The organism is Edaphobacter lichenicola (genome assembly GCF_014201315.1).
In the GTDB taxonomy this organism is placed as follows: domain Bacteria; phylum Acidobacteriota; class Terriglobia; order Terriglobales; family Acidobacteriaceae; genus Edaphobacter; species Edaphobacter lichenicola_B.
This window is the reverse complement of sequence record NZ_JACHDY010000002.1, coordinates 152,150-173,056: the sequence shown is the minus strand read 5'-3', so window position 1 is coordinate 173,056 and position 20,907 is coordinate 152,150. Positions and strand designations below refer to the sequence as shown.

Sequence of the window (20,907 nt, the reverse complement as noted above, 5' to 3'; positions counted from 1 at the left end):
AGTTACTTGAGAGTCCGCCGCCTGGAGTAGCGGGCGGCGCTTTCGATCAGGATGAGGGCTAGTCCGAAGAAGAGGATGGGGCCTGACCATGCGGAGGCGTTGCCGAGATGAGGCGAGAGGGTCCGCACGACAAAGAGCCAGAGGAGGATGGCGAGGGCGAAGGTGCCGTCGTCGACGAAGAGGCCGAAGATCTCGCGCAGGATGGTTTTGATCGGGTTCATGGCGGTCTCCTTATGGGATCGATGCTACAGTTTGCGAGCGGTTGCGGCAGAGGGGCACCGTCGCCAGGGCGAGGAGCAGGTAGGCTGCGATGAGGGCGAGGATGGACCAGTCGGCTGCTGGCCATTGGAGGTGCAGGCCCTCGCCGACCCAGAAAGTTCCGAAGGCGGAGAGCAGGACACCGACGATGAACTTGAGGGTGTTCTCGGGGACTCGCGCGAGCGGGCGGTGAAGGATGAAGCCGAGGGCGGTGACTACGAGGAGCGCTGCTACGGCACCGAGGCTGGCGGGGAGGAGCGTGCCGGCGCGGCCTGCACCGATGGCGATGACGATGAAGACGACCTCGGTGCCTTCGAGCATGGTGATGTTGAAGGCGGCGGCGAAGGCGATCTTGTCCCAGGCGGCGGGGAGGTTGCCGTGCTGACGCATGGCCGCGGTGTTCTTCGAGAAGGCTGCAGCTTCGTCGTGAAGGGGGATGAGGCCGGCGGCTCTGAGGATGGCTTTGCGCAGCCAGCGCAGACCGAAGAGGAGGAGGAGAGTGCCTACGGTGAGTTGAAGGATGTGCAGAGGGATGTGGGTGAGGGCAGTCCCAAGCGCTGCGATGATGAGGAGGAGAACGGCGATGGCTGAAGCGCTGCCGATGAGGGCCGAGCGCCAGCCGCGGACGCTGCCCACGGCGAGGACTACGGTGAGGGCTTCTACGCACTCGACAAGGGAGGCCAGGAAGGAGGCTGTGATTGAGGTGCCGATATGTGCCCAGCCTATGCCCATCGTTCTCCTTTTGGTGATGATAGATGAGTGTTGTCCTGCCGGACGGGCCTCCTGCGCGGAGGGCGGTCACTTCGTGACTTGTATACCTTGTCGTGGCTAGTGAAGGTCGGGGCCTCCCGTTGGTCGGAAGGATTTTTGTTTGGGATCTAGTGGATGGTCTTCATTGGCGCTTAGCGAGCTGCTGAATGGTCCGCTCGATTTTAGTGGATGGTTTTCATGCGGCGGGACATGAAGTCCATAAGCAGATAGTTGCCTAGATTTTCCGGGGTGGTGAAGTAGGCTTTGCCGCGGCACATCGCGCTGACCTGCTGGACGAACTGCACGAGAGAGAAGTCGCTGGCGAGCATGAAGGTGTTGATCATGATGTTGGAACGCTTGCAGCGGGCTACTTCTTCGAGGGTCTCGGAGATGACGAGGGGGTCGAGGCCGAAGGCGTTTTTGTAGATGCGGCCGTCGGGGAGGGTGAGGGCCGAGGGCTTGCCGTCGGTGATCATGACGATCTGCTTCATGTCTTTGTTCTGGCGGGCGAGGATGCGCTGCGCCATGCGGAGGCCTTCGCGGGTGTTGGTGTAGTGCGGGCCGACCTTGACGCGGGAGAGTTGCGAGACGGGGATCTCTTCGGCGGTGTCGTGGAAGAGGACGAGATTGAGGGTGTCGCCGGGGAACTGCGTGCGGATGAGGTGCGAGAGGGCCATGGCGACGCGCTTGGCGGGTGTGAAACGATCTTCGCCGTAGAGGATCATGGAGTGGGAGCAGTCGAGCAGGACGACTGTGGCGCAGGAGGATTGGTAGTCGGACTGGTGGACGTGGACGTCGGAGTGGTAGATGTTGAGTGGGGCGTGCTCTTCTCCCTCGATAGCAGTGGCCAGACCCTCGCGAGCGAATACGCTGGAGAGCGTGGCGGTGATATCCAGATTTAGGGTGTCGCCGAACTCGTAGAGCTTGGTGCTGCCGTTGGTCTCGACGCCGGCGGCTTCGTGGCGGGTGTCGTGGCGGCCGAGGTTGGATTTGCCGAGGGGGCCGAGGAGCTCGCGGAGGGCTTTGTAGCCGAGGAAGTCCATGCCCTTGTCGGTGACCTCGAAGCGGGCTTCGCCGTTGCCGTCGCCTTGTTCGCCCTTTCCTTGCTCGGGCATCTCGGCGTTGATGAAGTTCTGCTCCTGCATCTTCTGGATGATCTGGTCGATGAGTTCTTCGACCTGGTCTTCGGAGAGTGCTTCGTACTTTTCCTGGGCTTCGTCGTCGAAGATGTCGCCGGAGTCGAGGGCCTGGCGGATGGCTTCGCGGAGATTCTCCATGGTCTGGTCGCCGTCGAACTCCTGGAAGCGGGACATGGGGTCGTTGAAGCCGGAGTCGAGCAGGAAGTCGGAGAGGGCCTGCATGAGGTCTTCGAGGCCGAAGGAGGAGGCGAGGTCGCCGGTGAACTTTGTGTATCGAACGCGCTTCATAGTGTGGACCTAGTGGACCCAGCGGGTGTTGACGACGGTGAGTTGGGGACAGCCGGCCTTGGCTGCGAGCTGCTTGTCGGTGAGTGGGGGAGCTTGAGATTGCTGTCTGATTTTGGATTGGAACGACTTGATGTCGTCGAAGCGGAAGACCTGGCAGCCACGGAGGAAGTCGACTACGTCGCCGGTGGTGCGGTCGATGGAGTACATGCGGACGAGGTGGGCTTTTTTGTAGATACCGATTGAGTCGAAGCCGTCGTCGGTGTCGGGATGCATGGGGTCGAGCGTGTAGTCGGGGTCGCCCAGGGGCCAGCCTTCGTCGTGGGCGAGGATGGTGGCGATGTCGTTGAGTTGCGGATCGGAGATGTGGGGGCGCGGCCTCTCTGGGGTGACGGCGAGGGCGAGCAGCGCGAGGGTGGAGGTGAGGAGCATAGAGTTGGAGTTCGAAGCTGCTTGAGGAAAGTCCGGATCTGTCTCGGGATTTTCCTCAAGCGGTAGGGAAGTACGTCTAGTTGAAGCCGCGGCGGGTGCGCTTCGCGTAGTCGTCGCGTTCGATCTCGCGTTCGCGCATCTTTTCGGCGTACTGCGAGGCTTGGTCGTTGCGGGACTTCTTTTCGGCGGCGCTGAAGGAGCGCTCTTCGGTGCGGCTGAGACGCTTGTGGGCGTACATGCCTTCGAGGAGGAACTCGGCGGCGCTTACAGTGATCTCGGGTTTGGACTTTGAGTTGATCTCGAGTGGTGAGAGTTTTTCGATGAGGCCTTGAATCTGTTTTAGCTCTTCGAGGGAGCCGCTGGAGGGCTGTTCGTCGTTGAGCTGGACGGTGCCGCCGAGGTTGAACCACTGCTCGATCTGCTGGGTGTTGGTGGCGGCGAAGTACTTGTCGAAGACGTTCGCTACGCTGGTGCGGATGATCTCGCGGATGACGGTGTCGGCTCCGCGCATCTCGCCTTCGTACTCCAGTTCGATCTTGCCGCTGATGCCGGGAAGCGCGGTGTAGATGTCGCCTACGCGGGGGACGGCTACGGCTTCGTCGTGGAGGAGGGCGCGGCGTTCGGCGTTGGAGACGACAAGTTCCATGGTGCTGATGGGGAGGCGCTGCGAGACTCCGCTGCGCTTGTCGACCTTCTTGTCTTCGCGTGCGGTGAAGGCGATCTGTTCGACGATCTGGCGGATGTAGTGGGGGATTTCGATCTTCGAGGCCGGGCGTGTGGACCAGGCTTCCTGCGCGGTGATCGTGATGCCTTCTTCTACGTTCTCTGGATAGTGGGTGCGGATCTCGCTGCCGATGCGGTCTTTGAGCGGGGTTACGATCTTGCCGCGGGCGGTGTAGTCCTCGGGGTTGGCCGAGAAGACGATGGCCACGTCGAGCGGGAGACGAACGGGATAGCCTTTGATCTGCACGTCGCCCTCCTGCATGATGTTGAAGAGAGCGACTTGAATTTTGCCGGCGAGGTCGGGGATCTCGTTGATGGCGAAGATGCCGCGGTTGGCGCGGGGAAGAAGGCCGTAGTGCATGGTGAGTTCGCTGCCGAGGTCCTGGTTCGAGCGTGCGGCCTTGATGGGGTCGATATCTCCAACCAGATCAGCTACTGTCACGTCGGGGGTGGCGAGCTTTTCGACGAAGCGGTCATTAGGTGTAAGCCACGCTATTGGCGTGTCTTCTCCGAGGCGCGCGATGAGGTCGCGGCTGAACTTGGAGATGGGGGCGTAGGGGTTGTCGCGGATCTCGGAGCCGGCGATGTAGGGGCAGTGCGGGTCAAGCAGGGTGGTGAGGGAGCGCAGAATGCGGGACTTTGCCTGACCGCGGAGGCCGAGAAGGATGAAGTTGTGCTTGGAGAGGACGGCGTTGACGATCTGGGGGACGACGGTGTCCTCGAAGCCGACGATGCCGGGGAAGAGGGGGGCCTTAGTCTTCGCGGAGGCGCGGAGTTTGGCGATGAGATTTTCGCGGAGCTCGTCTTTGACGCTGCGGGCGAGGCGGGCTGGGGTGAATTCGCTGGCGCGGAGAGAGCCTAGGGTGGTCGGGAGTGAGGTCGCCATGTCTAAGTATAGATGTTTGGCGGGGGCGAAGGGTTCGGATGCAGGCCAGCGTAGGCTGAGGTGAAACAAATGCCGATAATTTTCAGTGTCGGAGGCGGATTGTGTTTGTCTTTGTGTTTGTCTGCGGTTTTAGAGTGTGAGGTCGTCGCGGAGGGCTTCCATCTCGGCGAGGGCATGCTGGTTGTTGGTGCGGTTGGCGGTGGCGATGCCGTGGTGGAGGCGATCGAGGGCCTCTTTGGTACGGCCTAGTTTGGCGAGGGTCTGTGCGGACATCTGATAGGCGGGGACGTAGTCGGGGCTGTGGTAGATGAGGGTGGTGAATTCGGCGAGGGCGGTGTCGGTGTGGCCCTGACTGATGTGCTCCATGGCGAGGCCGTAGCGGGCGAAGGCGTTGGTAGGGTCGGTGGTGAGGATTTCGGTGAGAGCGGCAATCTTGTCCATAGCTGGATTCTAGTGGGTCTAGAAGCGGAATGCCGACCGCGGGTTGGCGCGATGAGCACGGATCAGGTGGGGAGCTTTGAAAGTTCTTCGAGGCGCTTGGGCCTGTAGATGGTCTGTAGATCGATTGTTTGGCGATGTTGGATTCTTCGTTCCAATCTGGTGCTTTTGATCCGTGCTTATCCGCGCTGATCCGCGGTCAGTGTTCTGGGGATTTAGACTTGTAGGAATGAGCGATTTGGTTTTAGAGCGGACAGTAGCGGAGTCGCAGTCGGAGCGAAGTGAGATCGTGTTGCCGGCGGACTCGAATGCGCTGGGGAGCCTGTTTGGCGGGCGTTTGATGCAGTACATCGATCTGGTTGGCGCTATGGCCGCCAGCCGGCATGCGCGGGCGTTTACGGTGACGGCGAGCATGGATCATCTGGACTTTGTTGCTCCGGTACGGGTTGGAGAGCTGCTGATCTTGAAGGCGAGTGTGAACCGGGCGTTTCGAACGTCGATGGAGATTGGGGTGCGCGTGATGGTGGAGGATGTGCGGGAGCAGAGATTGCGGCATGTTTCTTCGGCTTATCTAACGTTTGTCGCCGTGGATCGAGAGGGGAACCGGCTGGTGGTGCCACAGGTGGTGCCGGAGACAGATCATCAAAAGCGCAGGTTTGAAGATGCGGGGCGCAGGCGCGAGATGCGGGCAGGAGAGACGCAGAGGAAGAAGGAGATGAGGGCTGCGTTAGGGGCGGGATGGCATGTTTGACCTGACCGCAAATCTTGAAAGGAAAATATTCGCATGATAACTCGCAAGCTAATGTGTCTACTGCTCGCATTACTTTATCTTTCCCCGCGTTCTGAAAGTCAAAGTGCTAGTAGTCAGCAAAATTTGGATATATACAAGAATTTTATTGGTCGATGGATCGGATACAACGAGACTCTTCAAAATGGCTCCCTAAAACGTGTCCCATTAGAACTCCTCGTGACTGAAGAGAAAGATGGTAAATCAATACGCGTCGACTACACCTACGGAAGGAAAGGCGACGATGGTTTTGAACGTCAAACCCGATATATCGAACTGCGACCTGAAAAGGCGGAAATGATTTTGCATTGGAAGGGCGAGGAAAGGGAAAAATTTCAGACGGATGGTCTAGAGCAATTTGCTGAAAACGGGCTTGGTAAATTTGTGGCTCAACAAAAGCCCTCTGGGAATGGGCAGAAAGTCATCTATAGAGCTACATTCGAACTTCAACCGAAGACCTTTTCTTATGTATGGGAGCGCAGCGGTGATGGTCAGAAATATGGAATAACAGGAACGTTTTCGTTTACGCGTGATACGGGTGAGGAAGCTAAAAAGTGATTCCGATTGCAAGTGAAAGTAAAAAGGGGATTTTATGGGACATATGGGAGCAGGAGCACCGCAGGGGCCGCAGCCTTTGCCGGGAGTAGCGCATGTGGTGGCGATTGGCAGTGGCAAAGGCGGAGTGGGGAAGACGACCGTTGCGGTGAACCTGGCGGTTTCGCTGGTGAGGCTGGGATATCGGGTTGGGTTGATCGATGCCGACATCTATGGGCCGAATGTGCCGATGATGCTGGGCGTGACGCGGCAGCCGAATATTGTGGGGGAGAACCGGATTGAGCCGATTCTGGCGCATGGGGTGAAGTTTATTTCTGTGGGGCTGATCTCGCCCGGCGACAAGCCGATGGTGATGCGCGGGCCGATGCTGCACCAGATCATCCGGCAGTTTCTGCAGCAGGTGGAGTGGGGGGAGCTGGATTATCTAATTGTCGATCTGCCTCCTGGGACGGGCGATGTGGTGATCTCGCTGGTGCAGACGGTGCCTTTGACGGGGGCGGTGGTGGTTTCGACGGGGTCGGGCGTGGCGCTGCAGGATGCGCGGAAGGCGTTGGAGATGTTTCATCAGGTGAAGGTGGAGGTGATTGGCCTGGTGGAGAATATGTCGCAGATGACGCTCGCGGATGGTCAGGTGATCGACGTGTTTGGCGCGGGTGGGACGGAGCGGACGGCGGCGCAGTTTGGGCTGGAGTTTCTTGGGGCTGTGGAGCTTGATCCGCAGATTCGAGAGGGTGGGGATAAGGGGCTTCCTGTGGCGCTGGCGGGGCCTGATTCGAAGCTGGCTAAGAGCTTTTATGAGGTTGCGGCTAAGGTTGCGGAGAGAGCTAAGGCGATTGCTGCGAAGACGGAGGATGTGCTGGAGATTTCGTAAATTGCTTGTCCTGCCGGACGGGCCCGCTGCGCGCGGGGCGGTCACTTCGTGACTTGTGTACCGCTTCGCGTGGCGCTCCCGTTGGTCGCGAGGGAAGATGATTCCGACCGACGGGAGGACCGATGCAGATCATCTTGCCGAGACCGGTATACGCGTCACGAAGTGACTGCCCCCGCAGCGGGCCCCTCCGGCAGGGCAGAGGCGCTTGACGGGTTGGCGTAAAGTTAAGGGTGGAGGGACGAATGGCGGATGCGGAGCGGGTTACGGCGCGGCAGAGAGCTATTCTGACCGCCATTATCGAGAGCTACATCGAGACGGGCGAGCCGGTTGGGTCGGGGACGATTGCTCGGCTGCAAAGCGGTGAGAGCGTGGGGCTTAGCCCGGCTACGGTGCGGAACGAGATGGCGGAACTGGCGGACGCGGGTTTGCTGGAGCAGCCGCATACCTCGGCTGGGCGGGTGCCTACGGCTCGGGCGTTTCGGATGTTTGTGGAGCAGTTGAGCGGCGGGGTGAACCCGAGGATCGATGCGGCGCGTTTGTCGGCGCGGTCGCGGTCGCAGATTGACTTGAGTTTTGTTGGAGTTGCGGGGACGCAGGCGGTGTTGGAGAGGACCTCGCATGTGCTGGCTACGCTGTCAAGCGGTGTGGGCGTGGCCATTGCAGCGGCTGCGGATGGAGACATGCTGGAGCATGTGCACTTTTCGCGGTTGGCTCCGGCGCGGGTGCTGGCGGTGGTGGTAACGCGCAGCGGGCTGGTGCGGGATCGGGTGTTGGCGCTTGATAAAGACTTGACGGTGAGGGAGTTAGAGGTTGCGGCTAATTTTCTGAATGAGAACTTTCGCGGGTGGAGCGTGGAGCGGGTTCGGGTGGAGATTGCGCGGTTGGTGGAGCGGGAGAAGAGTGAGTATCAGCGGTTGCTGAACTCGGTGCAGCAGCTTTGGGTGAAGGCGGTGCCGGAGATGGATGTGCCGGTGCAGACGGTTTATGTGGATGGGGTGGCGAATCTTGTTGGTTCTCAAGAGGATAGGGAGAGGCTGCGGGAGGTGTTGACGGCGCTCGAGGCGAAGCAGCGGCTGGTGGAGCTGTTGAATGCTTACATCGATGCGCGGCAGGAGAGCGTGCGGGTGGTGTTTGATCTGGAGGAGCAAGCTCCTGAAATGGCGGGACTTGTGTTGATTGCTGCGCCGGCGCGGATGGGCGGGGAGAGCCGCGGGACGGTGGGAGTGATTGGGCCGAAGCGGATGCACTACGAGAACACGATGAATGCCGTGAGCTATATTGCGCAGGTTTTTGACCGGATGCTGCATCCGGAGGAGTGATTTTTTTCTGGCGTGGCGGGGCGTGGTTTTTGCTGGGGTTTTTGAGAAAATAGGGTGTTTGGACGTGGTGAATCTGTGGTGTGGTTGTGGTGTTTTGCGTGGTGGATGTGGTGTTTTGGATGTTGTTTTTTGAGGCTCGAAAGATACGCCATGTTTTTGAGATTTATTTTGTGGGTTGATGGAGGAAGGCATACCCCAGGGGCTAAAGCCCCCTTTCTTGCCGGAGTGAGAGAGATCCGAGGCTGAAGCCTTGGGGTACCTAGAGGCAAGGGCAACTGCAAGGGCCACGGCAAAAGCAATGGCAACAGCAACTGCAAGGACAGAAGCAGATCCCCTTCGGGGATGACAACCAAAAGGCCACTGCAACGACGAGGGCCACTGCAACGACGAGGGCCACTGCAACGACGAGGGCTACTGCAACGACGAGGGCCACTGCAACGACGAGGGCTACTGCAACGACGAGGGCAACTGCAACGACGAGGGCTACTGCAACGACGAGGGCAACTGCAACGACGAGGGCAACTGCAACGACGAGGGCGGGTGGAAGGGGACGAGCGGTTTGGGCAGGACGAAGTTTGTCGGGATCCTTCACTGCGCTCAGGATGACAGCAAAGGCGTAAATACGGTGCTTCGCCAGGAAGTAGACCCTTTTCGGGGATGACAAACGAAGGCACAAAGAGTTTTTTGCGGACGGCAAGAGAGGTTTTTGGGGATGAACGCCAGGGAGCAGTTCGCGCGATGGGCCCGGATGGGCAACAATGGAAGAGGTAACGCGATGAGGAGTTCAAAGAAGATGCAGGATCAGATGGCGGGACACGAAACGACTGGGCAGGGAACGATGGAGCCGGAGGTGGCTGTGGGTTCTGAGGTTGAGCCGATCAATGAGATGAGCCCTGCTCAGGCGGAGCTGGAGCAGGTGAAGGGCGAGCGGGACCAGTTGCTGGACCGTCTGGCGCGACTGCAGGCCGAGTTCGACAATGCGCGGAAGCGTGAGGCGAAGGAGCGGGCTGACTCGCGGGACTATACGGTTTCGAATACGGTTGAGCCGTTTCTGGGCGTGATGGACAACTTTCAGCTGGCGCTGAAGGCGAATGGGACTGCTGCGCAGCTTCGTAGCGGAGTCGAGCTGATTCTGAAGCAGATGGAAGATGCGCTGAAAGGGTTGAACGTTCAGGCGGTGGAGACGGTTGGGACGCAGTTCGACCCCCGAATCCACGAGGCTCTGGGGAGCATCGAAACCAAGGAGTTCCCGGACCACCAGGTGCTGGAGGAGATTCGGCGGGGATACAGGATCCGCGAGAAGCTGTTGCGGCCGGCACTGGTCAGGATTGCCGCGAATCCGAATCAGGTTGCGGATTAGTGGCTGGGCAACAGCAAATGCAACAGCAAATGCAAATGCGGGGGTTTCTCCACTACGCGGACCACGATGAGACTGTGGTCCGCTTCGGTCGAAATGACGGTTTTATTGAGTGGGTGAGAAAAAGCAGATCCCTGCGGGATGACAAACAAAAGAGCAAGTGCAAGGACAGAATGCAACGACAAAATGCGGCTGAGTGAAGGCGTACTTTCCCACCCATCGCAAAAGCGCGATGGATGGGGCACCCGATGGGTATTGGCCGGTTGAGGGCGAGAAAGACACAACAGCAACTGCAAATGGATACCAGTACTGCGAGAGTTGTAGCTGCATAGATCTGTAGCTGCATAGAATGGAAAGAGATTTCAGGGATATGGCGACGGCAAACGTGACGAAGGTTGACTACTACGAAGTATTGAGTGTTTCGCGGGATGCGAGCGACCAGGAGTTGAAGACTGCGTATCGCAAGCTTGCCATGCAGTATCACCCGGACCGGAACCCGAACAATCCCTCTGCGGAGGAGAAGTTCAAGGAGTGCGGCGAGGCCTACTCGGTGCTGAGCGATGTGGAGAAGCGCGCGGCGTATGACCGGTATGGTCATGCGGCGTTTCAGAACGGCGGCGGCGCCGGTGGTCCGTTCGGCGGTGGGTTCAGTGGCAATCCGCAGGACCTGGGGGATATCTTCGGCGATCTGTTCGGCGAGATGTTCAACATGGGCGGGAATGGGCGCCAACAGGCCTCGCGAGTTCAGCGTGGACGCGACCTGCGGTACGACATGAAGCTCGAGTTTGAAGAGGCGGTGTTCGGCAAGGAGAAGGAGATTACGATTCGGCGGATGGAGACCTGCATTGATTGCAAGGGCTCGGGTGCGGCGAGGGGTAAGGCTCCGGTGACTTGTACGCAGTGCGGCGGGCGCGGACAGCAGAGGTTTCAGCAGGGGTTCTTTTCGGTGGCGCGGACCTGCTCGGCGTGCGGAGGGACGGGGTCGCTGATCGTTGACCCGTGCCAGACGTGTAAGGGCGAGACGCGGGTACAACGCGAGCACTCGATTTTGGTGAAGGTGCCGGCGGGTGTGGAGCAGGATACGCGGATTCGCTACTCGGGCGAGGGCGAGGCGGGTAAGTATGCCGGACCTGCCGGGGATCTGTATGTCGTGCTGAGTGTGAAGGCGCACAAGTTCTTTGAGCGCGATGGCGATGATCTGCATTGCGTGATGCCGATCTCGTTTCCGCAGGCGGCGCTGGGAACGGAGCTGGAGATTCAGACGCTGGAGGGCGCGGCGACGATCAAGGTTCCTGAGGGGACTCAGAATGGGAAGGCGTTCAAGCTGAAGGGCAAGGGTGTGCCGCATCTGAACTCGCATGGCAAGGGCGATTTGATTGTGGAGATTCGGGTGCAGACGCCGGGCAAGCTGAATAAGCAGCAGCGGGAGTTGTTGAAGCAACTGAGCGAGACGATGGTGGTGGAGAATACGCCGACCTCGCGCGGGCTGTTCGATAAGGTGAAGGATATGTTCAGCTAGATGTAGCGAGTCAGCTGGTTAGCGAGTTAGCGAGTCAGCTGGTTAGCGAGTTAGCGAGTCAGCTAGAGATTGAAGATGCCCGGGCCTTTTGCTCGGGCATTTTTTTTTGAAGCTCCACGCTATGTTTGGCATTCTTCGGATTGCAACGGCGAGGGTCTGGGCAGGGTTATAAGAGAGACGGCGGTATTGTAATTTGAAGCGGGGGATGGAATGTTTCAGGCGATTGGGCATGCGGTGATGATGTCGTTGACGATGGCCTGGGAGATTCTGTGGGCGTTGATTCTTGGATTTCTGCTGTCGGCAGTGGTGCAGGCGGTGGTGTCGAAGGAGGAGATGTCTAGGCTGCTGCCGGATGACAGGCCGAGCACGATTGTGAAGGCGTGCTGGCTGGGGGCGGCGAGTTCGTCGTGCTCGTATGCGGCGGTGGCGCTGGCGAGATCGATGTTCAGGAAAGGGGCGAACTTTACTGCTTCGATGGCGTTCCAGTTTGCTTCGACGAACCTGGTGATGGAGCTGGGGATTCTGCTGGCGGTGCTGATGGGATGGCGGTTTACGCTTGCGGAGTTTGTGGGTGGACCGGTGATGATCTGGGTGCTGGTGGTGCTGTTCAGGATGCTGCTTCGGCCTGAGATGGTGGAGGCTGCGCGGCAGCAGGCGGAGCGAGGGATTCAGGGTCGCATGGAAGGGCATGCGGCGATGGACATGAGTGTGCATGAAGGAACGCTGTGGCAGCGGGCTACCTCGGATAAGGGAAGAACGGCGATTAGTCACTTTTTTGTGATGGACTGGGCGTCGTTGTGGGTGGATATCGGAGTGGGGCTGCTGATTGCGGGAGCGCTGGCGGCGTGGGTCCCGAAGCATTTTTGGCAGACGTTCTTCTTTGCGGGGCATCCGTTGTTGGCGAAGCTGTGGGGGCCGCTGGTGGGGCCGGCGGTGGCGGTGATCTCGTTTGTGTGCTCGGTGGGCAATGTGCCGCTGGCGGCGGTGCTGTGGAATGGAGGCATCAGCTTTGGTGGCGTGATTGCGTTTCTTTTTGCGGACCTGATTATTCTTCCGATCCTGAATATCTATCGCAAGTATTACGGATGGAAGGTGAGCGCGTTTCTTTTTGTGACGTTCTACGTGGCGATGGCGGCTGCAGCTTTCGTGGTGGAGATTGTGTTCGGTGCGCTGCACCTGATTCCGGAGCAGAGGGATGTGCGGGTAATGGAGGAGGCCATATCGTGGAATTACACGACGTGGCTAAACATCGGATTTCTGGTAGTGGCGGGGGTGCTGGTGGTTAGGTTTTTGAGGACAGGCGGCCCGGCGATGCTGCGGATGATGGGTGAACCACAGAAGGCGGGTGGGAATCACTCCCATTCTCATACTGCGGCGACCATGGATGACCACGGATAAGGGGGTGAAGGACTCCTCTTAGCCGTCTACCCTGGACCTGCTCTAATACCTGTCGTTTACCTGTCGTTTCGGCGATCTTACTGCTTATAGATACCGCCTCACTCGATTGGAGTATTCGGAGTACTGCTGGCCGTAGTGACTTCTCAGGTATTGCTCTTCACGCAATACCTGGCGGTGGAATAGCCAGATGGCGGCAAACAGATAGACGAGGAGAATCCAGTTTGAGAAGAGCAGGAACTGGCCCAGCAGGACCGACGCAAAGGCCACGTAGATTGGGTTGCGGCTGAAGGCAAATATGCCGGTGGTTACGAGTTGGTCCGGGTGGGCCTGGTCGATGCCAACGCGGAAGCTCTTCCCGAAGGAGATGAGACTCAGGAGCAGGAGGAACAATCCTGCGAGACAGAGTAGGACCCCGAGCCAGAGGGCTATTGGGGAGTGAAAGAGTTCCTGGCTGCTTATCGTCGGAAGATTGAATGCAGCGGCAAACACGAGGTAGAAATAGAAAAAGGCAAAGGGTGGAATCAGGAAGTCCTTTTTGTCGATCTTGCCGAAGTTCATCGCCTGGATTCCTTTGCTTCTCATCAGCAAGACGCGGGTTCCTATCAGGCCCAGCAGCAGCACGATGGTCAGAGGTCCGAAGTACTTTTGCATGGAGGTCCTGCGTTCAGATGAGATGGGTGGAGGCTATGGCGATGGCGGCGATAGCGGCGGTTTCGGCGCGGAGGATGCGGGGGCCGAGGGTTACGGGCTGCCATTGATGGTGGGTGAAGAGGGTCATCTCTTCGGGGGTCCAGCCGCCTTCCGGGCCTATGGCTATGGCGGTGTCGGTTTCTTTTTGCGAAGAGGTTGCGGCTTTGAGGGCTGTGGTCAGGGTGAGGGTCTGTTCGGTTTCGCTTAGGAGGATGCGGGTGGGGGATTTTTCGCTTTCCAGGGCGGACTTTAGTGGGGTGGGATCGGCGATCTCGGGGATGTCGGTGCGGCGGGATTGCTTGGAGGCCTCGAGGGCTATGCGGCGCCAGCGTTCGGCGCGTTTGGCGGCGGATTGGGCGAGATGCTTTTCGGTGCGGCGGGCGAGGATGGGTGTGATCTTCGCTATGCCTAGTTCGGTGGCTTTTTCGATGGCCCACTCCATGTGGTCGAACTTGAAGACGGCGAGGAGGAGATGGAGGGGAAGGTTGGCGTCGGACGCGAGCTCTTCGTGGAGGGTGAAGAGGACTTCGTCTTCGGAGGCGCGGGTGATCTCGGCGCGGTGGAGGAAGCCGTCGGAGACGACATCGTAGATCTGGCCGGGTTCGGCGCGGAGGACGCGGGCGAGGTGGACGGCCTGGTCGCCGGTGAGGGATGCGGTGGTGGCGGTCCAGGTGTCGGCGATCCAGCGGCGTCGGGTCATGGGGTTAGTTTACGGGTTGGTAGGGTGGATTCTCACCGGGGGGTGGGGCGCTTCGGGCGAAATGCGGGGTCCCTCCACTGCCCCTTCGACGCGCTCCGCTGCTCAGGGTCCGGTCGGGATGACGGATTTGAGCGGATTTGCTGTTGGGGGAGGAGGGCAAACGCAGATTCCCTTCGGGAATGACAATCAAAAAAGGCAGGGCAACTGCAGATTCCAACGGTAAGTGGAGTCAGTTGGCTACTTTGGGGGCGGGGTTGGGGACGGCTTCGCTGGCGCGGCTGATCATGACGGCCTGTTTGCCCTGATGGTAGAGGTCGACGTTGAGGATGGCGGTGCGGCGGTGGTCCCATACGTCCTGTTTGACGGGGAAGTGGAGGAGGATCATGCCTTCGGCGGATTGGCCGGGGCTGATCATGGTCTCGCGGAGGAGGGGTTCGGAGGCGAGGGGCTTGAGGGCGGGAAAGGAGGTGTAGAGGTTGGCGAAGTCGTCTTTTTCGACGGCGCTGGTGGTGATCTCCTGGCCGTCGCCGGTGGTGAGGGTGGCGGTGAAGTCCTTGAGGAAGAGGGGGAGGCGGAGGCCGTCGGTGATGCGGAGGGTGGTGAGGACGTAGAGGTCGTCCTGGCCCTGATCGTGGCCGACGAGGATGGATTCGCCCTTGAAGACGGTGTGGGCGGGGTAGACGGTGGTGTGGAGGATGTCGAGGTCGGCGGTCTTATGCGGGGTGAAGCGCATGACCAGGGCGAGGGTGATGCCAAGGATCAGAAACGCCAGAAGGACCGGTGCCAGCAGGTTGCGGCGAGCGGATTGGGCAAACTTGAGGTCGGACACTGGGATGAGAATAGCAAGGCTGGTTGGTTTTCAGAAGATTAAAAAAGCTGGAATTTAACTTAGTCACGGTGGTGCAGGTCTGTAAACGCTGGTGGAGGTGAGAATGCGGGCGGTGTACCACAAGAGTTGCAGGTGGGAGGTCAGTCCTTTTGGACGGCGTACTCCTCCAGAAGGACGGTGATGAGGGCGGCGGTGGGGACCGAGACGAGGGCGCCGACGATGCCGGCGAGGGCGGTTCCGAGGAGAAGGGCTACGAGGACGGTGAGGCCCATGAGGTTGACGCTGGAACGCATGATGCGGGGGGTGAGGACGGCGTTTTCGAGATTGATGTAGACGGCGTAGAAGATGAGGACGCCTCCCATCTTGGTCCAGGAGTCGAGCGCGGCGACTCCAGCGGCGATGACGATGGTGATGACTCCGCCGGCGATGGGGATGAGGTTGAAGAGGCCCATGAGGAAGCCGAGGAGGAGGAAGTATCGGACGTGAAGGAGGCCGAAGACGATGGTGCTGGAGACTCCGAGGATGAGCATGAGGAGCCCCTGGCCGACGAGCCACTTGCTGATCTTGCGCTCGGCCTTTTTGAGGGTGTTGTTGAGGCGGTGGCGTTCGGCGCCGGGGAAGAGGGAGAGGAAGAAGTGGTAGGCGTGCTCGCCTTCGAGCATGAAGTAGATGCAGAGGAAGGCGGCGGTGAGGATGTCGAAGAGGTGGGAGAGCCAGAGGGGGAGTGAGGTGAAGAGATAGCTGGCGGTGGCGTCGAAGGCTCCGGCGGCGCGCTGGGCGAGGGAGTCGATGCCGAATTTGTCGGCGAGGGGGAGCTTCTTGATGCGGGCGACGACCTCGGGGATGCGGTGGGGGAGTTCGGCGGAGAAGTTGCGGAGGTCGCTGAGGACGGGAGGCAAGCCGGTGGTGAAGAAGACGGCGAGGACGAGGGCGACGGCTGCGATGAGAAGGACGATGGCGACGCCGCGGGAGGGCTGGTAGTTGCGGATCTTCAGCTCGCGGATGCGCGTGACTGCGGGCATGAGGACGACGGCGAAGAGAGCGCTGACGTAGAGGATCAGCAGCTCTTTCTGGAGGGTCCAGGCGAGGGCGAGCAGAAGGATAACGACGAAGAAGAAGAGGATGTTGCCGCGGACCTGGGCGCGGGTTTTTTTCTCGTAGGGGGTGAGGTCGTCTGGGATGGGGTTGGTCAGCCGGGTTCTCCTGTGGGTGCTGACGTTGAGATGCAGATAGTGTGCGCTTAATCGCTCAGGTCCGGGAGTGCGGAGTCTGAGTCTGGGGTTTGGGCTGTCTTCACGGTGGTGTGATGGGACGGTATCGCATCCCACCCTTCGCAAAGGCGCGAAGGATGGGGCACCCGGGCATTTACAGTCTGCTGGAAGGTGCTTTCGATGGGGGCAAGGCGAGGAGGAGGGCTTCGACGGTCTGGGCGGGCGTCTGGTCGGCGGTGGGGATGGTGAGTGCGGCCATTCGGCGGTAGAGGGGGTGGCGGCGCTCGAAGCGGAGTTGAGCGGCGGCGGGGTCTTCGAGGACGGGGCGGGCGATGTCCTGAAGCATGCAACGGTCGAAGAGGGTGGGGAAGGGGGCGTCAAGGAAGATGGTGAAGGTGGCGGGGGTCTGCTCGAGGAGGAGGCGGTTGGTGAGGTCCTCGGGGGTTCCTCCGCCGAGGGCGAGGACGATGTTGCTGTAGCCGAGGGCGGAGGCGAGGGCGGTGGACTCGAGGCGGCGGAAGCGGGCTTCGCCTTGCTGCTCGAAGAGCTGGGGGATGGTGGCGTTGGTGCGGGCTTCGAGGTGGGCGTCGAGGTCGAGGAAGTTCCAGCCGATACGGGCGGCGAGGAGGCGGCCGATGGTGGATTTGCCTGCGCCCATGAAGCCGGTGAGGACGAGACGTTTGAGGTGGGCTGGGGCCTGGGTCATGGTTTCGGTCTGGGTCTTGATTTGGGTCTGGGATTCGGTTTGGGATTCGGTGGACGTCATTGCCTCTCCTTAGTGTGCCTGTGAAACGAGTGGGGCGGAAAATGAAAGAGCCGCAACCTGGTGTGGGTTGCGGCTCGGGAAGGTCGAAGACTCTGAAGTTTTTAGGTGTTTTCAGAGATGCATGCGAGGACTCCACTGGCCGCTGGATGGCGCCAATAGGAGAAGGTAAAAAAAGCGGACTGGAAGCGGCTCGACATGCTGGTATGACGATACACCGTGGGTTTGGGGGATTGCAAGGTGAAACGTTGGGTAGTGAGTTAGTTTGAATTTAGGTTGCCGCTAAGAATGAAGGCTATGAATCCGAAGTAGGCGACGAAAGCTAAAGCGTAGATACCTAGAGCCCCGAGCATAATCCGCCTGCGAATTAGCTTGTTTTCAAAAAGCTTCCCAATGAGAAACGCTATTAAGAGCGTCGCCACAAATATTGCTACCGCGAGAGATAGCAACTCGATCAGTTGAGGTATCCCGCCCATTGCGTCATGCTCTCACCTCTTTTATGACGGTACAAGCTCTTCAACGATCCGTTGGTGGTGAACAAAAGGACAGACAAACAACAAAGACTGAATGCGGGGGTCTCTCCACTGCGCGACGGACGATAAGACGGTCCGTCGCTTCGGTCGAGATGACGTTTTTTGGGGTTCTGAGGGTGTTCTGGGTGCTGTGGTGTTCTGGGTGCTGTGGTGTTCTGGGTGCTGGGGGCGCTCTAAGGGTGTTATGGAGCTGGTTCTGTGAAGGGTGCGACGGGTTTGCCCCATTCTTCGCTCAAATCTTTCCAGGTCGGATTTTGCGCGACAATCAGGCGGATCTTCTTGATGCGAGACCAGCGTTTAAGCTGCTTCTCCCGCGCGATGGCGGCAGTGACTTCAGTGTACCGCTCGAAATAGACGAGCTTTTCGATCTTGTACTTCGAGGTAAAGCTGCTTTCGTAACTCCCTGCTTTGTGTTGGCTGGTACGGAGTGCGATTTGGGTCGTTATGCCTATGTAGAGTTTTTGAAAGGTGCTGGAGAGGATGTACACGTAGGCTTGCTCGACCATAGCGGGATTATTGCAGGGTTCGATGGAGGACAAACAACAGCAAAGACAGAATGCGGGGGTCTCTCCACTGCGCGACGGACGATGAGACTGTCCGTCGCTTCGGTCGAGATGACGATTTCTGGGTGTTATGGAGTTGGTTCAGTGAAGGGTGCGACGGGTTTGCCTCACTCCTCGCTCAGATCTTTTTGGAGGCGGCGGATTCCGACAGTGCTGAAGGCGCGTCAGGCTTTTATGGAGGGGGCCAGGTAGCCTTCGGTGGCGAGGTGCTGGCCCATTTTGGCGTACATCGCGGGGTCTTCGGGTTGCCAGGTGGCGAGGCCGTCGACGTAGCGGTTGAACATGCAGAAGGCTGCGGCGATCAGGACGGTGTCGTGGATTTCGAGGTCGGTGGCGCCTTGCTCGCGGGCTTTTGCGACGTCTTCTGAGGTGACGTGCTTGCCGCCTTGTTGGACCTTGCCTGCGATGGTTAGCAGGGCTTTTAGTTTTTCGGAGACGGGTGCTTGCTCGTAGTTTTGTTTTACCTGTTCGACGAGACCCCAGTCGTTGGCGAGATGCGCGGCGGCGGCTGAGGCGTGGCTGGTCTGGCAGAAGTAGCAGTCGTTTTGGGTGGAGACGTAGGTTGCGATTAGTTCGCGCTCGCCGGGGGTTAGCGTGCTGGGCTCGTGCAGGAGGACGTGGGCGAGCTCGCGCATGGGCTTGGCGGTCTCGGGGCGATAGACGAAGCCGCTGCTGATTCCTGCGAAGCCTTCGGGCAGTTTGATGTGGGGCATGAGAGCTCTCCTTTGTGTGTTAAGCGTGTGTTAGCGTGCGGCTTCGGCTGGTAGATATTCTTTGCTGACGTTGACGTATCCGTCGCGTGCGATCCACTTGCCGCGCTCGCGATACATGGCTTCGTCGCGGGGCTGGGTGGTTGCGAGTCCGTCGACGTAGCGATTGAACATGCAGAAGGCGGCGGCGATCAGGACGGTGTCGTGGATCTCGATGTCGGTTGCGCCGTGGGTGCGGGCGGCGGCTACGTCTTCGGTGGTGACGTGCTTGCCGCCGCGCTGGACCTTGCCGGCGATGACGAGGAGGGCTTTTAGTTTTTCGGAGATGGCGGCGTTGTGGAAGTCGTGCTTCACCTGTTTGACGAGTGCTTCGTCTCCGTTGAGGCTGGCGGCGGCGACGGCTCCGTGAATGGTTTGACAGTAGTAGCAGTCGTTTTCGGAGGAGACGTAGGTTGCGATCAGCTCGCGCTCTGCCGGGGTGAGGGAGTTGGGGGCGTGGAGGAGGATCTCTACGAGATCGTTGAGCGGCCTTGCGGTTGCGGGACGGAAGGCCATTGCGCCGCGGATGCCGGGGAGACCTTCGGGAAGTTGGATGTGTGCCATGAGGGTGGTCCTTTCAGGATGGAATTTGTTGGGGAAGTGGGTTGGCTTCAACGCTGGTCTTTGAAAAAAAGAGACGGCGGACGGGGTCGCCGCAGAGGACGATGACTAGGCCTACGAGTGCGGGGATGGGATCGTGCATGAGGATCATCAGGTTGATGACGGCGCAGCCGAGGAGGAAGACGATGGGCGCGGTGGGGAACCACCATCGGCGCACGGGCTGCGGCATGCGGAAGAGGGTGGTGACTGAGAGAGCGAGAAAGCAGACTGCGGAGAAGATGATGAAGGAGAGGATGCGGTTGAAGGCTCCGAAGGTAAGGACCAGGAGCGCGAGGCTCGTTTGCAGGAGTACGGCGTTTGCGGGAGTTCCGAAGCGCGGATGGAGCCTTCCGAATGGAGCGAAGAATGCGCCGTCTTTTGCCATGGCGTAGTAGACGCGTGGGGCCGCCATGGTGAGGGCCATGAGTCCTCCGAGGACGGAGAGCAGGACGCAGGCGGAGAGGACTTTGCCTCCGGTGGTGCCGAAGAGTGCTTCGCCGAACTGGGCGACGAAGGCTGTGTTGGAGACGATTTTTTCGAGCGGGACGACCATCAGGAACGAGGCGCTGACCAGGAGATAGACAGCGGTTACGAGGAGCACTCCACAGGTGAAGGCGAGGGGCATGTTGCGGCGTGGGTTGCGGACTTCGCCGGCGATCTTGCCTGCCTCCCACCATCCGCCGAAGCTGAAGAAGGCGCTGACGGTGGCTCCGGCGATGGCGGCGAAGAGAGGCTCGGAGCCGGTGCGGCGTACGGTGAGGGGCAGGAGGTTTGAGGTGGTGGCGTGTCCGGAGATCCATGCCCAGAGCACGAGGCATAGGAGGACTCCGATCTTCAAGAGGTTGGCTGTGGTCATGACGCGGCGGCTGAGGCGAGACCCTACGTAGTTGAGGAGAGCGAGGCCGATGAGGATCAGCGCGGGGATGACGATTTGTGTGTGCGGTGGGAGGCCGAAGAGGGACAGGACATAGGGGGCTGCGCCTACGGCGAGAGCGGCGGCGAGGCCTGGGTCCATGACTGCGGCGGACATCCAGCCGTAGAGGAATGCGAGGCGGGTGCCGTAGCCCTGGCGGAGGTAGATGTATTCGCCGCCGGTGAGGGGGTAGTTGATGGCCAGCTCTGAGTAGCAGAGTGCTCCGCATAGCGTGATGAGGCCCATGCCGCACCATACGGCTGCGAGGAGGAGAGGCGAGCCCAGCGATCTTGCCATCGCTGCGGGAGTGAGAAAGATGCCGAGCGCAATGGACTCTCCTGTAACTACGGAGAGGGTTGCGGCTAGGCCCATCTGCCGGCGCTGTTCCATCAGGGAGCCATGCTACTCGACGGAGCTGGAATAGCCCATCCATCAAAGGGTTGAGATTGTGGTTGCTCAACAGCCAGATGCCGGTTGGGAATGACAAGAAAAGGGCAAAGACAAATACGGGGATTCTTCGACTGCGTTGCTCACAAAAAGCCGTGAGCAACTTCGCTCAGAATGACGATCCTCTTTTGGGGAGGGGAACAATGCAAAGGCAAATGCAACAGCAAAGGCTGAATGCGGGGGATCTTGACG

At 59.7% G+C, this 20,907-nt stretch carries 22 protein-coding genes; 7 read left to right on the top strand and 15 right to left on the bottom strand.

Translation table 11 applies throughout. The features are described 5' to 3' along the window. Nucleotides 1-2: 2 nt before the first annotated feature. The 6 genes from HDF09_RS07080 to HDF09_RS07055 all read right to left on the bottom strand — a co-directional run bounded on the left by HDF09_RS07080 (nucleotide 3) and on the right by HDF09_RS07055 (nucleotide 4,914). On the bottom strand, nucleotides 3-221 hold the full coding sequence (locus tag HDF09_RS07080) for a hypothetical protein (protein ID WP_183763930.1): 219 nt from the start codon (nucleotides 219-221) through the stop codon (nucleotides 3-5). A 10-nt stretch (nucleotides 222-231) separates the two neighbouring features. Then, entirely contained in the window at nucleotides 232-990 is a 759-nt protein-coding gene (locus tag HDF09_RS07075; RefSeq protein ID WP_183763927.1) for a COG4280 domain-containing protein, read from the bottom strand. Between the two features lie 200 nt (nucleotides 991-1,190). Continuing rightward, a complete protein-coding gene (locus tag HDF09_RS07070) occupies nucleotides 1,191-2,435 on the bottom strand; it encodes a vWA domain-containing protein (RefSeq protein ID WP_183763924.1) in 1,245 nt (414 codons plus the stop codon). Nucleotides 2,436-2,444: 9 nt separating this feature from the next. Beyond that, nucleotides 2,445-2,864, bottom strand: coding sequence for a hypothetical protein (locus HDF09_RS07065; RefSeq protein ID WP_183763921.1), 420 nt, complete (start codon nucleotides 2,862-2,864; stop codon nucleotides 2,445-2,447). A 76-nt stretch (nucleotides 2,865-2,940) separates the two neighbouring features. Further along, complete coding sequence (locus tag HDF09_RS07060; protein WP_183763918.1) at nucleotides 2,941-4,473, bottom strand: sigma 54-interacting transcriptional regulator; 1,533 nt, start codon at nucleotides 4,471-4,473, stop codon at nucleotides 2,941-2,943. 129 nt (nucleotides 4,474-4,602) lie between these two features. After that, a complete protein-coding gene (locus tag HDF09_RS07055) occupies nucleotides 4,603-4,914 on the bottom strand; it encodes a tetratricopeptide repeat protein (protein ID WP_183763915.1) in 312 nt (103 codons plus the stop codon). 226 nt (nucleotides 4,915-5,140) lie between these two features. On the opposite strand from HDF09_RS07055, the gene HDF09_RS07050 reads away from it, so the two are divergent. The 7 genes from HDF09_RS07050 (at nucleotide 5,141) to HDF09_RS07020 (ending at nucleotide 12,717) form a co-directional block, all read left to right on the top strand. Then, nucleotides 5,141-5,662, top strand: a complete 522-nt coding sequence (locus HDF09_RS07050) for an acyl-CoA thioesterase (protein ID WP_183763912.1) — start codon at nucleotides 5,141-5,143, stop codon at nucleotides 5,660-5,662. A gap of 33 nt (nucleotides 5,663-5,695) precedes the next feature. Beyond that, the gene (locus tag HDF09_RS07045) at nucleotides 5,696-6,256 is read left to right on the top strand and encodes a hypothetical protein (RefSeq protein ID WP_183763909.1); all 561 of its coding nucleotides are present in this window, start codon (nucleotides 5,696-5,698) and stop codon (nucleotides 6,254-6,256) included. A 34-nt stretch (nucleotides 6,257-6,290) separates the two neighbouring features. Next, complete coding sequence (locus HDF09_RS07040; RefSeq protein ID WP_183763906.1) at nucleotides 6,291-7,124, top strand: Mrp/NBP35 family ATP-binding protein; 834 nt, start codon at nucleotides 6,291-6,293, stop codon at nucleotides 7,122-7,124. Nucleotides 7,125-7,366: 242 nt separating this feature from the next. Further along, nucleotides 7,367-8,443 carry a heat-inducible transcriptional repressor HrcA gene (gene hrcA / locus HDF09_RS07035; protein ID WP_183763903.1) on the top strand — a complete coding sequence of 359 codons (1,077 nt, stop codon included), beginning with the start codon at nucleotides 7,367-7,369 and terminating at the stop codon, nucleotides 8,441-8,443. 775 nt (nucleotides 8,444-9,218) lie between these two features. After that, nucleotides 9,219-9,803: a nucleotide exchange factor GrpE gene (locus tag HDF09_RS07030; RefSeq protein WP_183763900.1), complete on the top strand. Its 585-nt coding sequence runs from the start codon at nucleotides 9,219-9,221 to the stop codon at nucleotides 9,801-9,803. Between the two features lie 367 nt (nucleotides 9,804-10,170). Continuing rightward, nucleotides 10,171-11,319 (top strand): molecular chaperone DnaJ, encoded by a 1,149-nt coding sequence (gene dnaJ / locus HDF09_RS07025; protein ID WP_183763897.1) that lies wholly within the window; start codon nucleotides 10,171-10,173, stop codon nucleotides 11,317-11,319. Nucleotides 11,320-11,529: 210 nt separating this feature from the next. Then, nucleotides 11,530-12,717 (top strand): permease, encoded by a 1,188-nt coding sequence (locus HDF09_RS07020; RefSeq protein ID WP_183763895.1) that lies wholly within the window; start codon nucleotides 11,530-11,532, stop codon nucleotides 12,715-12,717. Nucleotides 12,718-12,801: 84 nt separating this feature from the next. Here the strand turns inward: HDF09_RS07020 and HDF09_RS07015 are convergent, their stop codons facing one another. The 9 genes from HDF09_RS07015 to HDF09_RS06975 form a co-directional block, all read right to left on the bottom strand. Next, entirely contained in the window at nucleotides 12,802-13,368 is a 567-nt protein-coding gene (locus HDF09_RS07015; protein ID WP_183763892.1) for a methyltransferase family protein, read from the bottom strand. Between the two features lie 13 nt (nucleotides 13,369-13,381). Further along, nucleotides 13,382-14,107, bottom strand: a complete 726-nt coding sequence (locus HDF09_RS07010; RefSeq protein ID WP_183763889.1) for an RsmE family RNA methyltransferase — start codon at nucleotides 14,105-14,107, stop codon at nucleotides 13,382-13,384. Between the two features lie 229 nt (nucleotides 14,108-14,336). Further along, nucleotides 14,337-14,936: a hypothetical protein gene (locus HDF09_RS07005; RefSeq protein WP_183763886.1), complete on the bottom strand. Its 600-nt coding sequence runs from the start codon at nucleotides 14,934-14,936 to the stop codon at nucleotides 14,337-14,339. A 140-nt stretch (nucleotides 14,937-15,076) separates the two neighbouring features. Beyond that, nucleotides 15,077-16,264, bottom strand: a complete 1,188-nt coding sequence (locus tag HDF09_RS07000) for an AI-2E family transporter (RefSeq protein WP_311718937.1) — start codon at nucleotides 16,262-16,264, stop codon at nucleotides 15,077-15,079. Nucleotides 16,265-16,301: 37 nt separating this feature from the next. Then, nucleotides 16,302-16,913 (bottom strand): shikimate kinase, encoded by a 612-nt coding sequence (locus HDF09_RS06995; RefSeq protein WP_183763883.1) that lies wholly within the window; start codon nucleotides 16,911-16,913, stop codon nucleotides 16,302-16,304. Nucleotides 16,914-17,625: 712 nt separating this feature from the next. Beyond that, nucleotides 17,626-17,949, bottom strand: a complete 324-nt coding sequence (locus HDF09_RS06990; RefSeq protein ID WP_183763880.1) for a GIY-YIG nuclease family protein — start codon at nucleotides 17,947-17,949, stop codon at nucleotides 17,626-17,628. Between the two features lie 221 nt (nucleotides 17,950-18,170). Then, nucleotides 18,171-18,719 carry a carboxymuconolactone decarboxylase family protein gene (locus HDF09_RS06985; RefSeq protein WP_183763877.1) on the bottom strand — a complete coding sequence of 183 codons (549 nt, stop codon included), beginning with the start codon at nucleotides 18,717-18,719 and terminating at the stop codon, nucleotides 18,171-18,173. A 30-nt stretch (nucleotides 18,720-18,749) separates the two neighbouring features. Beyond that, a complete protein-coding gene (locus HDF09_RS06980) occupies nucleotides 18,750-19,319 on the bottom strand; it encodes a carboxymuconolactone decarboxylase family protein (RefSeq protein ID WP_183763874.1) in 570 nt (189 codons plus the stop codon). Nucleotides 19,320-19,332: 13 nt separating this feature from the next. Beyond that, on the bottom strand, nucleotides 19,333-20,658 hold the full coding sequence (locus HDF09_RS06975) for an APC family permease (RefSeq protein WP_183763871.1): 1,326 nt from the start codon (nucleotides 20,656-20,658) through the stop codon (nucleotides 19,333-19,335). Between the last annotated feature and the right edge of the window lie 249 nt (nucleotides 20,659-20,907).